General features: G+C 68.6%; 12 protein-coding genes and 1 tRNA gene. 7 read left to right on the forward strand and 6 right to left on the reverse strand.

The window, feature by feature from the left end:
* The first annotated feature begins 24 nt into the window (after positions 1 to 24).
* Positions 25 to 987, forward strand: a complete 963-nt coding sequence (gene ispH / locus ABMY26_RS21545; protein WP_372396694.1) for a 4-hydroxy-3-methylbut-2-enyl diphosphate reductase — start codon at positions 25 to 27, stop codon at positions 985 to 987.
* 134 nt (positions 988 to 1121) lie between these two features.
* Here ispH and ABMY26_RS21550 read toward each other — a convergent pair whose 3' ends face one another.
* From ABMY26_RS21550 to ABMY26_RS21565, 4 genes are read right to left on the reverse strand one after another with little or no spacing between them, the layout of a single operon-like run.
* Entirely contained in the window at positions 1122 to 2585 is a 1464-nt protein-coding gene (locus tag ABMY26_RS21550) for a cobyric acid synthase (RefSeq protein WP_372396695.1), read from the reverse strand.
* Positions 2586 to 2588: 3 nt separating this feature from the next.
* Positions 2589 to 3227: a cob(I)yrinic acid a,c-diamide adenosyltransferase gene (cobO, locus tag ABMY26_RS21555; RefSeq protein ID WP_372396696.1), complete on the reverse strand. Its 639-nt coding sequence runs from the start codon at positions 3225 to 3227 to the stop codon at positions 2589 to 2591.
* The gene (cobU, locus tag ABMY26_RS21560; protein WP_372396697.1) at positions 3224 to 3760 is read right to left on the reverse strand and encodes a bifunctional adenosylcobinamide kinase/adenosylcobinamide-phosphate guanylyltransferase; all 537 of its coding nucleotides are present in this window, start codon (positions 3758 to 3760) and stop codon (positions 3224 to 3226) included. The genes cobO and cobU overlap by 4 nt, the downstream gene beginning before the upstream one ends.
* On the reverse strand, positions 3760 to 4230 hold the full coding sequence (locus ABMY26_RS21565; protein WP_372396698.1) for a cupin domain-containing protein: 471 nt from the start codon (positions 4228 to 4230) through the stop codon (positions 3760 to 3762). The genes cobU and ABMY26_RS21565 overlap by 1 nt, the downstream gene beginning before the upstream one ends.
* Positions 4231 to 4406: 176 nt before the next feature.
* On the opposite strand from ABMY26_RS21565, the gene ABMY26_RS21570 reads away from it, so the two are divergent.
* Positions 4407 to 5228, forward strand: a complete 822-nt coding sequence (locus ABMY26_RS21570) for an alpha/beta hydrolase (RefSeq protein WP_372396699.1) — start codon at positions 4407 to 4409, stop codon at positions 5226 to 5228.
* Between the two features lie 37 nt (positions 5229 to 5265).
* On the opposite strand, the gene ABMY26_RS21575 is transcribed toward ABMY26_RS21570, so the two are convergent.
* Both ABMY26_RS21575 and ABMY26_RS21580 read right to left on the reverse strand, forming a co-directional pair.
* Positions 5266 to 5454: a hypothetical protein gene (locus ABMY26_RS21575; protein ID WP_372396700.1), complete on the reverse strand. Its 189-nt coding sequence runs from the start codon at positions 5452 to 5454 to the stop codon at positions 5266 to 5268.
* Between the two features lie 56 nt (positions 5455 to 5510).
* On the reverse strand, positions 5511 to 5699 hold the full coding sequence (locus ABMY26_RS21580; protein WP_372396701.1) for an entericidin A/B family lipoprotein: 189 nt from the start codon (positions 5697 to 5699) through the stop codon (positions 5511 to 5513).
* A gap of 309 nt (positions 5700 to 6008) precedes the next feature.
* Between ABMY26_RS21580 and ABMY26_RS21585 the strand changes: the two genes are divergently transcribed.
* The 5 genes from ABMY26_RS21585 (at position 6009) to ABMY26_RS21605 (ending at position 12651) form a co-directional block, all read left to right on the forward strand.
* Positions 6009 to 7367 (forward strand): MATE family efflux transporter, encoded by a 1359-nt coding sequence (locus ABMY26_RS21585; protein ID WP_372396702.1) that lies wholly within the window; start codon positions 6009 to 6011, stop codon positions 7365 to 7367.
* Positions 7368 to 7537: 170 nt separating this feature from the next.
* Positions 7538 to 10351 carry a DNA gyrase subunit A gene (gene gyrA / locus ABMY26_RS21590; protein WP_372396703.1) on the forward strand — a complete coding sequence of 938 codons (2814 nt, stop codon included), beginning with the start codon at positions 7538 to 7540 and terminating at the stop codon, positions 10349 to 10351.
* A gap of 25 nt (positions 10352 to 10376) precedes the next feature.
* Positions 10377 to 10940 carry a pantetheine-phosphate adenylyltransferase gene (coaD, locus tag ABMY26_RS21595; protein ID WP_372396704.1) on the forward strand — a complete coding sequence of 188 codons (564 nt, stop codon included), beginning with the start codon at positions 10377 to 10379 and terminating at the stop codon, positions 10938 to 10940.
* 131 nt (positions 10941 to 11071) lie between these two features.
* Positions 11072 to 11147 (forward strand) — tRNA-Lys (locus ABMY26_RS21600).
* Positions 11148 to 11487: 340 nt separating this feature from the next.
* The gene (locus ABMY26_RS21605) at positions 11488 to 12651 is read left to right on the forward strand and encodes a patatin-like phospholipase family protein (protein WP_372396705.1); all 1164 of its coding nucleotides are present in this window, start codon (positions 11488 to 11490) and stop codon (positions 12649 to 12651) included.
* The last annotated feature ends 48 nt before the right edge of the window (positions 12652 to 12699 follow it).

The following is a 12699-nucleotide window of genomic DNA, read 5'->3' on the forward strand; positions in this document are numbered from 1 at the left end:
CCACCTGAAGGCTGCGCAGCGCATATGACCACCACCACTCCCCTGACCATCCTCCTCGCGGCCCCGCGCGGATTCTGCGCCGGGGTGGACCGGGCGATCCAGATCGTCGAAACGGCGCTCGACCGCTACGGCGCGCCGGTCTATGTCCGGCATGAGATCGTCCACAACCGCTTCGTGGTCGAAAGCCTGGAGGCCAAGGGCGCCGTCTTCGTCGACGAGCTGAGCGAGGTTCCGGACGGCCGGCCGGTGGTGTTCTCCGCCCATGGCGTGCCGAAATCGGTGCCGCAGGCCGCCGAGGCGCGCGGGCTGTTCTATCTCGACGCCACCTGCCCGCTGGTCAGCAAGGTCCATCGCGAGGCCGAGCGCCATTTCGACGACGGCCGCCAGATCGTCCTGATCGGCCATGCCGGCCATCCCGAGGTGGTCGGCACCATGGGCCAGCTGCCCGAGGGTGCGGTCGTTCTGGTGGAGACGGTGGCCGACGTGGCGGCCGTTGAGGTGCGCGATCCCGAGAACCTCGCCTTCGCCACCCAGACCACCCTGTCGGTCGACGAGACGACGGAGATTCTGGCCGCGCTCCAGGCCCGCTTCCCCGCCATCGCCGGGCCGAAGAAGGAGGACATCTGCTATGCCACCACCAACCGGCAGGCAGCGGTGAAGGCCATCGCGCCGAAGGTGGAGGCGCTGCTGGTGCTGGGGGCGCCGAACTCCTCCAATTCCAAGCGGCTGGTCGAAGTGGCGAAGACCCATGGCTGCCCGGCCGCCCAGCTGGTGCAGCGCGCCGCCGACATCGACTGGAGCGCGCTGGACGGCGTGCGCCGGCTCGGCATCACCGCCGGAGCGTCGGCCCCGGAGGTGCTGGTCGAGGAGGTGATCGAGGCCGCCCGCGCCCGCTTCGACGTGACCGTCGAGGAACTGCGCACGGCGACCGAGAACATCGTCTTCAAGCTGCCCCGCGCCCTGACGGAGGAGCGGGAGGGGGTTTGAGGGAAGGCGCGTGCGCTTGCCCCCTCCCCAACCCTCCCCCGCTAACGCGGGAGAGGGGGTAGGCGTCGGAGCGGCGGAGTTCCCTCTCCCGCCAAAGGCGGGGGAGGGTTAGGGAGGGGGCATCGGTCGTCCCGCTACGCCCCCTCCGCCACCGCCAGCAGCCCATCGACATCGACCACGCCTTCCAGCCGTTCGGCGATGGCGTCCAGCGCCCGTTCGACCGCGACGCCATAGGCGAGGTCCGAGCGTCCGCCCAGACCGCGCAGATAGGCCGCGCGGAAGCCGTCGGCGCCGAACAGCCCGTGCAGATAGCAGCCGGCGACCCGCCCATCCGCCGACTCGGCGCCGTCGGTGATGCCGCCCGCCAGTTCCAGCACCGGGCGGGCCCGGTCCGGTCCCTCGGTGCGGCCCATGTGCATCTCGTAGCCGGCGACCGGCTCGCCGGTGCGGCGGTCGCTGCCGCGGGCCTCCTCCAGCACCTTCGGGCCCTTCAGCACCGTCTCGACGTCGAGCAGGCCGAGCCCGGCGGCCTCGCCCGGCGGACCCTCGATGCCGTCGGGGTCGGCGATGCGGCGGCCCAGCATCTGGTAGCCGCCGCAGATGCCGAGCACCCGGCCGCCGCGGCGCCAGTGGGCCAGCAGGTCGATATCCCAGCCCTGCGCCCGCAGGAAGGCGAGGTCGGCAATCGTCGTCTTGGTGCCGGGCAGGATCACCAGATCGGCATCGCCCGGCAGCGGCTGCCCCGGACGCACCATGGTCAGTGCCAAGCCCGGCTCCTGCGCCAGCGGGTCGAAATCGTCGAAATTGGCGATGTGCGGCAGCATCGTCACCGCGACCCGCAACTCGCCGCCGCCGGCAAGGCGCGGACGGTCAAGCGCCACCGCATCCTCCGCCGGCAGGGTCGCCGCCTCGCCAAGCCAGGGCACCACGCCATATCCGCGCCATGCGGTGTGCCTCTCGATCACCCGCAACCCTTCATCGAACAGGCGAACATCGCCGCGGAACTTGTTGATGAGAAAGCCCCGAATCCGCTGCTGTTCATCCTTTGGAAGAAGGGCGTGCGTGCCGACCAGACTGGCGATCACGCCGCCGCGGTCGATGTCGCCGACCAGGATCACCGGCACGTCGGCGACGGTGGCAAAGCCCATGTTGGCGATGTCGCCGGCCCGCAGATTGACCTCCGCCGGGCTGCCGGCCCCCTCCACCACCACGATGTCCGCCTCGGCCCTCAACCGTTCGAAGCTGTCCAGCACGGTGCCGAGCAGCTCGCGCTTGCGCGCCTGATAATCGGCGGCCCGGGCAGTGCCGACCACGACCCCGCGCACCACCACCTGGGATCCGACGTCGGATTGCGGCTTCAGCAGCACCGGGTTCATGTGGACGCTGGGCGCCACGCCGCAGGCACGGGCCTGGAGCGCCTGGGCGCGGCCGATCTCGCCGCCGTCCGCCGTGACCGCGGCGTTGTTGGACATGTTCTGCGGCTTGAAGGGCCGGACGGTCAGCCCGCGCCGCACCAGCGCCCGGCACAGCCCGGCCACCAGCAGCGACTTGCCGACGTCGGAGCCGGTGCCCTGCAGCATGATCGCGCGCGACCGCATCGCTCAGAACTCGATGCCGGCCTGGGCCTTCACCCCGGCCTCGAACGGGTGCTTGACCGGGGTCATCTCGGTGACGAGATCGGCGGCGGCGATCAGCTCGGGCTTGGCGTTGCGGCCGGTGATGCAGACATGCAGGTCGGGCCGGCGGGCGGCCAGCGTCGCCAGCACCTCGTCCAGCGGCAGATACTCCATGCGCAGGACGATGTTCAGCTCGTCCAGCACGATCAGGCGATAGCGCGGGTCGTCCATCAGCTCCTTGGCCTTGGCCCAGGCAGCCTCGGCGGCGGCGATGTCGCGGGCGCGGTCCTGGGTGTCCCAGGTGAAGCCCTCGCCCATCGTGTGGAAATCGACCAGATCCTCGAAGCGCTCCAGCGCCACCGTCTCGCCGGTGGACCAGGCGCCCTTGACGAACTGCACCATGCCGACGCGCATGCCGTGGCCGACCGCGCGCATCATCAGCCCGAAGGCGGCGGTCGACTTGCCCTTGCCCTTGCCGGTGTGGACCATCAGCAGGCCCTTCTCCACCGTCTTGGAAGCAAGGGTCCGCTCCTGCAACGCCTTGCGCCGCTTCATCTTCTCGGCATGGCGGCGGTTGGCCTCGAAATCGTCTGCGGAGTCGTCTGCGGCCGGGGTGTCGGTCATGCGGGGGTTCCCTTCACGTACATCGGCAGACCGGCGACGGTCAGCACGACGCGCGGCGCGACGGCCGCGATGGATTGATGCAGGCGGCCGGCATGGTCGCGGAAACGACGCGCCAGCGCGTTGTCGGGCACGATGCCGAGCCCGACCTCGTTGGAGACCAGGACCACCCGGCCGGGCAACTCCGGCAGCAGCGCCACCAGCGCCGCGGTCTCCGCCGCGATGTCGGCCTCCGCCATCATCAGGTTGGTCAGCCACAGGGTCAGGCAGTCGACCAGCAGGCCGGTGCCCGCGGCGGCATGGCGTCGGAGCGCGCCGGTCAGGTCCCGCGGCTCCTCCACCGTCGTCCAGCCGGGGCCGCGGTCGTCGCGATGCGCCGCCACCCGCTCGGCCATCTCGGCATCCCAGACCTGGGAGGTGGCGATGTAGACGCGCGGACCGCCGAGCGCAGTGACCAGCCCCTCGGCATAGCGGCTCTTGCCGGAGCGGGCGCCGCCCAGCACCAGCGTGAGGTCGCCAGTCATAACCGCCGTCATCACCATGGCGTCCCGTCGCGGTGGACATAGGCGCCGTCACGCCAGACCATGTCCTCGTCGGAATAGTCGATGGCGTCGCCGGGGCTGCGGTCGCCGACCTCCAGATAGCTGGCCGGATGGTCGCCGCGGTTGACCAGCCGGTGGCCGTCGGCGACCCCCGCCGGGAAGCCGGCGCACATGCCGGCGGTCAGCGGCGTCTCGCCCGCATCGGTGACCAGGGTCAACTCACCCTCGACGACATAGACGAACTCGTCCTGGCGGCTGTGCCAGTGGCGCAGGGCGGAGGACGCGCCGGGTGCCAACCGGGTCAGGTTGACGCCGAAATTGCTCAGCCCCAGCGAATCGCCCAGCGCCACCCGGTGCCGCCCGGCGACCTGTGCCCGGAAGGGCTGCGGATAGTCGGTGGCGCCGGTCTCGGCGCTCAGAACCGCGGGGTCGATAACCGGCGGATTTGGCGGCTGTTTCGGCACGGGCCGTCTCCGGAGTGATGTTGCAGGCGCTTGTACGCGCGGACTGTCGCAAACCGGGCCGGTGGCGTCAAACGGTGCAAGTCCCGACGATGGGCAGGGTTGCCGCCGCCGCGGCTGGACAGACGCGGACCGGCGACCCATCCTTGCCGCAACGCACACTCACAATCGGCGATCCGATGTCGAACCTGGAAATCATCAGCCGCCGTCCCGCCGGCACGCCGAAGGCTCCCCCGCTGCTGTTCGTCCATGGCGCCTTCAGCGGGGCCTGGATCTGGGACGCCAAGTTCCTGCCCTGGTTTGCCGAACGGGGGTGGGAGGCGCATGCCGTCTCGCTGCGCGGCCATGGCGGCAGCGAAGGGCGCGACCGGCTGCACGGCTTCGGCATCGCCGACTATGTGGAGGACGTGCTGGAGGCGGCGGACCGGCTGTCGGCGCCGCCGCTGCTGATCGGCCATTCGATGGGCGGCATGGTGGTGCAGCGCGCGCTGGCGAAGCGGCGCTTTCCGGGTGGCGTGCTGATGGCGTCCGCCCCGCCCCATGGGCTGTGGTCCTCGACCATGGGGCTGGCCTGGCGCTCGCCCTACGTGTTCCAGCAGATGGCGATGCTGACCAGCTTCGGCGAGAAGGCCATCGACCCGGCGGCGATTCGCCGGGCCATGTTCTCCGACGCGATGCCGGCGGCCGAGGCCGCGCGGTACGAGCCCTATCTGCAGGAGGAATCGCGCCGCGTCCTGATGGACATCGGCGGCTGGATCCCCTTCCCCGTTCTGCCCCCGCGCGAAACCCCGGTGCTGGTGATGGGGGCCGCGGAGGACATGCTGTTTCCCCATGCCGAGGTGGTCGCCACCGCCATGGCGCTGGGCACCCAGCCGGTGTTCATGCCCGGCATGGGCCATGCGATGATGCTGGAACGGGACTGGCAAGCCGTGGCGGAACGGATCGAGAGCTGGATCCTGGCGACGGTCGCGCCGGTGGAACCGGCGCCCGAGGCGGTTTGAGGGAGGCAGCTTCGCAGCCGCTCCCCCGCCCTGCAGCTTATGCCGTGGTCGGATTGGGCATGCCGGGCATCGGCTCGTCGGCCGGCGGTGGCACTTCCGGGAGGATGCCGGGATTCTCGGGCACCGGATAGGGATCCGGCGTGGTCGGGCGGTCGGGCTGCGGCGGATTCGGGTTCGACGGCGGCGGGATCTCGCCGGGGGTGGACGGCTTCAGCGGTTCGCTCATGCGGAAACTCCTGGTGGTCCGAAGATTCTGGGAATGGGGCTCCGGTCGGATGGCGGTCAGTCGGCCGCCCGTTCGATGGCGCGGCCGCCGGCACGGACATCCTGCCCGGCGCCCTCCACGGTGTTGCAGCCGGCCAGCATCGCCGCGAGGGCGACCAGGAAGGTCAGGAGCACCATCCCACGCGCGGGAAACGGAACGGCGCGGGCGGCTGCGCGCTGCCGGGCACGGTGCTTGGCGTGGTGCATGCTGTCTCTCCGGTCTGGGGGTTGGAGTTGAGTGCGTACCGGTCCGGGCGTCGTTCGCTTCCGTTTCCAACAACGGGCTGTTTTCTGACAACGGGGCCGCGGCGGGTTGGTTCCGCCCGGCGGCAACGGGCCATGCGTGGAGCGCAACCGTCCATTCAGGCGGCGCGAAAGCCTTGACGCGGTACGCCGACCGGTCAAGATGACCGGCTTTTGCGCAGCCTGCCTGATTTCCGGTCAGGCACTACGCTCCGGCGGCGCCAAATCCACCGATCGCCATCCGTCTCCATAGCTGCCCCACGGTCCAGTCCCATGAGCTCCGCCACCCTGCCCGCCCCCGAGCCGCTGCGCGCGCGCCTTGCCGTCCATATCGGCGAGCTGCTGCGGCTGGCCGCGCCGGTCATCGTCTCGCGCGCCGGGCTGATGGTGATGATGGCGGTCGACACCGCCATCGTCGGCCGATTCTCGGCGCAGGAACTGGCCTATTACGGGCTGGCCCACCTGCCCGGGAACATCATGGTCGGCACCGGAGTCGGGCTGCTGATGGGCACGGTGATGATCACCGCCCATGCCTTCGGCGCCGGCACCGACGCGGAATGCGGCCGGGCATGGCGGCGGTCGGTGCCCTACGCGCTGCTGCTGGGCGTGCTGTTCGCGCTGGTCTCGCTGCTGGGCGACCCGCTGTTCCAGGCCGGCGGGCAGACGCCGGACATGGCGGCGGGCGGCGCCCATGTGCTGGCGGTGCTGGGGCTCGGCGCGCCGGGCATGATGCTCTACATCACCACCGGCTTCTTCCTGGAAGGCGTCAAGCGCCCACTGCCCGGCATGGTGGCGATGGTGATCGGCAACCTGGTCAATGCCGCGCTGGCCTGGGCGCTGGTGTGGGGACATATGGGGCTGGAACCGCTGGGCGCGGTCGGCTCCGCCTGGGCGACCACCATCGTCCGCTGGGGCATGGGGCTGGGGCTGGTCGCCTATGTCTGGTGGATGCGCGACCATGACCGGTGGGAGCTGCGCCGGCCGGTGGCCGGCTGGTGGAGCGGCGCGCGGCGCCAACGCAATCTCGGCTATGCCGCCGGGCTCAGCATCGGGGTGGAGAGCGGCGCCTTTGCCGCGCTCGGCCTGTTCGCCGGCATGATCTCGCCGCTGGCGCTGGGCGCCTACACGGTCGGGCTGAACCTGACCGCCCTGCCCTTCATGGCGGCGGTCGGGCTGGCGTCGGCGACGGCGGTGCGGGTGGGTGTGGCCTATGGCCGCGGCGACCGCCGCGACATGGCGCTGGCCGGCTGGACCGGGCTGGGCGTAACCAGCGCCATCCTGGCCGGCGTCGGCATCCTCTATCGCAGCCTGCCGGAAGCGCTGGGCGCCATCTACACCAACGATCCGGAGCTGCTGGAAGCGGTGGTGCCGCTGATCGCCTTCGCCGCCTGGATCCTGATCGCCGACGGCGGCCAGACGGTGATGGCCAACGCGCTGCGCGGCCGGCACGACGCCTGGGTTCCGACCGCCCTGCACTTCTTCTCCTACGCGGTGGTGATGATCCCGGTGTCGGCGTTCCTGGTCTTCGGCCTCGGCCACGGCCCGCACGGGCTTTTCGAGGGGATTCTGATCGCCAGTGTGGTATCGGTGGCGATCCTGTCGCTGCGCTTCGCACGTCTGAGCCGGCACTGACCTGCGTCTTGACCAACGTCTTGACCTGCCTCTTCCGGCCCGAATCGTTGTGTGCAATTGCGAGAGTTGCTATATTTCCTGGGCAAAACCTTCGGCCGTCCAGGCCAGCGTCCGCCGCTTGAGGCCCCCGGGCTTTCCGGTGCGGCGCAACTGAAGAACGAGTGTCCTGCTTGAGCAATACGCCCCTTCCTCCCGCCTCCGACATCGCGCCGATCAACATCGAAGACGAGATGCGGAAATCGTATCTCGACTACGCGATGAGCGTGATCGTGAGCCGTGCCCTGCCCGACGTCCGCGACGGGCTGAAGCCGGTTCACCGGCGCATCCTCTATGCGATGAAGGAGGGCGGGTACGACTCGACCAAGCCCTACAAGAAGTCGGCGCGCATCGTCGGCGACGTGATGGGTAAATACCACCCGCACGGCGACAGCGCGATCTATGACGCCATGGTCCGCATGGCGCAGGACTTCTCGATGCGCCTGCCGCTGATCGACGGCCAGGGCAATTTCGGCTCGATGGACGGCGATCCGGCGGCGGCGATGCGCTATACCGAGGCGCGTCTGGCCAAGGCGGCGGAAGCGCTGCTGGACGACATCGACAAGGACACCATCGACTTCCAGGCAAGCTACGACGATTCGGGCCGCGAGCCGACCGTCGTCCCGGCCCGCTTCCCGAACCTGCTGGTGAACGGCGCCGGCGGCATCGCCGTCGGCATGGCGACCAATATCCCGCCCCACAATCTGGGCGAGGTGATCGACGCCTGTTGCGCCTACATCGACAACCCCTACGTCTCGGACGAGGAACTGCTGGAGATCGTCCCCGGCCCCGATTTCCCGACGGGCGGCCTGATCCTGGGCCGGTCGGGCAGCCGGGCGGCGCTGATGCAGGGGCGCGGCTCGGTCATCCTGCGCGCCAAGACCCATTTCGAAGAGGTGCGCAAGGACCGCACCGCCATCATCGCGACCGAGATCCCTTATCAGGTCAACAAGGCCAAGCTGATGGAACGCATCGGCGAGGTCGTGAACGACAAGATCATCGAGGGCATTTCCGACCTGCGCGACGAATCCGACCGCGATGGCGTGCGCGTGGTGGTCGAGCTTAAGCGCGACGCGGTGCCCGACGTCGTGCTGGCCCAGCTGTTCCGCCACACCCAGCTCCAGACCTCCTTCGGGGTCAACATGCTGGCGCTGAACGGCGGCCGGCCGGTGCTGATGACCCTGAAGCAGATCATCGAGGCCTTCGTCCGCTTCCGCGAGCAGGTCATCACCCGGCGGACCGAGTTCCTGCTGGGCAAGGCACGCGAGCGGGCGCACACCTTGGTCGGTCTGGCCGTGGCAGTCGCCAACCTCGATGCGATGATCGAGCTGATCCGCAGCGCCCCCGATCCGGTGTGGGCGCGCGAGGAGATCATGACCCGCGAATGGCCGGTCCACGACGTCGGCCCGCTGATCGAACTGATCGACGAGCCGGGCCGCGGCGTCAGCGAGCAAGGCACCTACCGCCTGTCGGAGGTCCAGGCCCGCGCCATCCTCGATTTGCGCCTGCACCGGCTGACCGGGCTGGAGCGCGACAAGATCGGCGCCGAGCTGACCGACGTCACCGACCAGATCGCCGACTTCCTCGCCACGCTCGCCAACCGGCCGAAGCTGCTGGGGATCCTGCGCGACGAGCTGGTCGAGATGAAGGAGCGGTTCGGCAACCCGCGCCGCACCGAAATCCAGGATCTGGAGTTCGAGGCCGACATCGAGGACCTGATCCAGCGCGAGGACATGGTCGTCACCGTCAGCCAGTCCGGCTATGTGAAGCGCGTGCCGCTGTCCACATACCGGGCGCAGAAGCGTGGCGGCAAGGGCCGGTCCGGCATGTCGATGAAGGCGGAGGATGCGGTCAGCGACCTGTTCGTCGCCAACACCCACACGCCGCTGCTGCTGTTCTCGAACCGCGGCATGGTCTACAAGCTGAAGGTATACCGACTGCCTCTGGGCAATCCGCAGGCGCGCGGCAAGGCCTTCGTCAACCTGCTGCCGCTGGTCGACGGCGACACCATCACCACCGTCCTGCCCTTGCCAGAGGACGAGGCGGCCTGGGCCGACCTGCATGTCGTTTTCGCCACCTCAAAGGGCAACATCCGCCGCAACCGCATGTCGGACTTCGCCAACATCCGGTCCAACGGCCTGATCGCGATGAAGCTGGAGGAGGAGGGCGAGCGGCTGATCGGCGTCCACACCTGCTCGGAAACCGACGACGTGCTGCTGGCGACCCGCGGCGGCAAGTGCATCCGCTTCGCGGTGGACGACGTGCGCGTCTTCGCCGGCCGCACCTCCACCGGTGTGCGCGGCATCCGGCTGGCCGACGGGGACGAGGTCGTCTCGCTGTCGATCCTCGGCCATGTCGAGGCCGACGCCGCGGAGCGCGCCGCCTTCTTCAAGATGAAGCGCGACGAAGGTCTGGAGATGGAGGGCGAGGCCGCGCCGGAAGCCGACGAGGTATCCGCCGAATCCGTCACCCTGACGCCGGAGCGGTACGAGGAGCTGAAGCGGCTGGAGCAATATATCCTGACCGTTTCGGACAAGGGCTATGGCAAGCGCAGCTCCTCCTACGAATACCGGGTGACCGGCCGCGGCGGCCAGGGCATCTGGAACATGGAAATGGGCGAGCGCAATGGCTCGATCGTCGCCGCCTTCCCGGTCGAATCGACCCATCAGGTGATGATGGTGACCAATGGCGGCCAAGTGATCCGCATGCCGCTGCACGATGTGCGGGTGGCCGGCCGCAAGACGCTGGGCGTCACGTTGTTCCGCGTCGGAGCGGACGAGCGCGTGGTGTCCGTCGCCACCATCGCCGAGGAAGACGCCGAACCCGGCAGCGAGAACGGTGCCGGTGAAAACGGCGTGGGCGAGAGCGGCATGACCGAGAACGGTACCGGTGAAAACGGTGTCGGGACCGGCGGCGATGCCGGCGGCCCGGCCGTGCCGAACGAATAACGGACAGGCGTAAAGGAAAATCTCCATGGCGACCAGCCAGACCGAGACCAGCACGGGTCGTCGAATCGGTGTCTATCCGGGCACCTTCGATCCGATCACCAACGGTCACATGGACATCATCCAGCGCGCCGCCCGTCAGGTCGACCACCTGATCGTCGGCGTCGCCCGGAATGCCGGCAAGGGCCCGCTCTACTCCACCGACGAGCGGGTCGCGATGGTCCGCGAGGACGTGGCAGGCCTGAATGCTGCCGGCGCGAGCATCGAAGTGCGGGCGTTCGACAATTTGCTGATGCATTTCGCCATCGAGATGAATGCTCGGGTCATCATCCGCGGCTTGCGCGCCGTCTCGGACTTCGAATATGAATTCCAGATGGCGGGGATGAACGCGCGGCTGAACCCGAAGGTCGAGACGATCTTCCTTATGTCGTCGGAAAAGCATCAGTTCATCTCGTCGCGTTTTGTGAAGGAAATCGGTCGGCTCGGTGGCGACATCCGTCATTTCGTTTCGGCCCGTGTGGCGGAACGCTTGGCCGAACGCTTTGCGTTGGAAGCCGGCAACGGCACGGCACCGATCACCAATCAGACCTGAGTGACCCGGTGTTGGGCTTGATGGCAATTTCCTGCCTTTGCCATCAAGCCCATGGTTGACCTTTCGCGCGCGCCTTTCTATGGTGCGCCCACCTTCGGCGGGGGTCGGTTGCCCCACCGCCTTGCAAGGATGATCCGGTAGCTCAGTCGGTAGAGCACGTGACTTTTAATCATGTGGCCGTGGGTTCGAATCCCACCCGGATCACCATCTTTTCAATGACTTAGCGGCCTGTTCGGCGGCAGTGTCAAACTCCCGCCCTGCCGCGTGTCGAACTCCCTGTTCCGGTGACGCGTCTTTTTGCGTCAGGCTGTACGCCGCCACCCTGGAATGCCCCCGGGCATGGTGAAGCGAACAGGACGGTACCGGTTGGTGCCCCCCCAGACCTGTAAGTCACCGACACCAACCCAGGCGCTGAGCATGGCTGCCATGAAGACGTCCCAATCCGTTCTGGCCGTTTCGCATGGCCGTCTCCGATTCTCGCCCCATATCTGACCTGCTGGCCGAAGGAAAAGGCCTCCAGGACACCCATTGGTTGGGAAAGGCTTCTATGCGCGACGGATCCTTTGCTGATCTCATCGCCCCCTATGAACGGGTGGCTCTTGTCCTTCAAGGTGGTGGCGCTCTTGGCGCCTACCAGGCGGGGGTCGTCGAAGGACTGTTCAAGCACGAAATCCATCCGACCTGGGTGGCCGGCGTGTCGATCGGCGCCATCAACGCGGCGCTGATCGCCGGCAATCCCCCGGAACGGCGCTGCGCCGCGCTGTCGGAGTTCTGGACCCGCGTCGCCCCGCCCTCGCCCTGGGAAGGTGCGGAAAGCCTTTGGCGGCGGCTGGATCCCGACGGCCCATCGATTTCCGTCCTCAGCCAATGGAGCGCATGGCGGACGGCGCTGTCCGGACAGCCGGGCTTCTTCCGCCCGCGGCCGGCGGTGGAATGGGCCGTGGCCGGCCCCTTTGCCGGACCGACCAGCCTGTACGACACCGCGCCCCTGAAAAGCACGCTGGAAGACCTGATCGACTTCGACCGCGTCAATGCCGGCGGAATCCGGCTGTCGCTCGGCGCGGTCAACGTCCGGACCGGCAACTCCATCTACTTCGACACCGATACCCACCGGATCGGCCCGGAGCATGTGATGGCCAGCGGCGCCCTGCCTCCCGGCTTCGCCCCCGTCGAGATCGACGGCGAATTCTATTGGGATGGCGGGCTCGTCTCGAACACGCCGCTCGACCATGTGTTGGAAGACCGGCCGCGCCGCGACACGCTGGTCTTCCAGGTCGACCTGTGGAGCGCAAGCGGCCAGGTTCCGCGCGGCATGTCGGAGGTTCTGGAGCGGCAGAAGGACATCATCTATTCCAGCCGGACCCGATTCAACACCGACAAGGTCACCTACGAGCAGACCTTGCGCAACCAGCTCGTCGCCCTCCTCGACCGGCTCCCCGACGATCTCAGGCACACGCCGGAGGCCAGGGCCCTGCGAACCGCCTCCTGCGACGCGGCGATCAACATCATCCACCTGATCTACCGCCGTAAGAGCTACGAGCGCGACAGCAAGGACTACGAGTTCTCCAACGCCGGCATGCGGGAGCATTGGGACAGCGGCCTTGCCGACACCCTCGCCACCCTCGCCCATCCGGAATGGCTGGTGGTGCCGCCGCGGATGGGTGGTCCCGTCACGCACGACGTGCTGCGCGACCAAGCCCAGCCCTCCTGACAGACCGCCACCCACCATGCCACGGCCACGGCCCGGCCGATCCCGCCA

Source organism: Azospirillum sp. HJ39 (assembly GCF_041507355.1).
GTDB classification, from domain to species: Bacteria; Pseudomonadota; Alphaproteobacteria; order Azospirillales; family Azospirillaceae; genus Azospirillum; species Azospirillum thiophilum.